A 641-nucleotide genomic window follows, 5' to 3' on the forward strand; every position below is an offset into this window, starting at 1 on the left:
GTAACCGATCCGAATTGCTTTTGCTCTTATAACGGTTTCACCTTTCGGTAAACGCAAAGGTTCTGTATACAACTGCCATTGGATGTCTTCACCTTGTTCGGTTGTATACGCGATTGAAGCACCTTGTGTTGAACAGTGGAGTTGCAGAAGCAGCGGTGCGTCCCATTCGCCATCTGCATGAGCAGGCTCCATGCCGGGGTTAGACGCGTTAATCGGAATGAAAAGTGGTGATGCCGTTTGTGGTTGTGTGCCGTTAGGATACCACGTCGCCACCATTTGTTCTTCAGATATATTCCCCATATCCCCGAATTCCGATTGCCATGCTGTCAACGCTTCTCGCATCCGTTTAAGCACATTTGCATGTGCTTCATTCTCTGCTAAGTCGTTGAGTTCATACGTGTCATTTTCCACATCGTAGAGTTCTTCAGTGGGGGGCGGTGATTGGAACATGACCAATTGATCTCCCTCTAATTTGCCTTCGACATGAAGTCGCCACATCTCCTGCATCACCGGATGGTTATTGCGGTAAGGATCCCAGCGGAGATACGGTTTTTCGGGATAGTAATTTCGGATGTATTTATACTTTTTATCGCGCACAGCACGCAGCATGTGATACGATAAATCAAGGCGGTCGCGCGTCG

At 48.0% G+C, this 641-nt stretch carries 1 pseudogene (only partly in view); it reads right to left on the minus strand.

From position 1 onward, the window contains the following. Window positions 1-641 (minus strand): annotated as a pseudogene (locus tag J4G07_16120) (sulfatase-like hydrolase/transferase) (it continues 866 nt past the right edge of the window).

The organism is Candidatus Poribacteria bacterium (assembly GCA_021295715.1).
GTDB lineage: Bacteria > Poribacteria > WGA-4E > WGA-4E > WGA-3G > WGA-3G.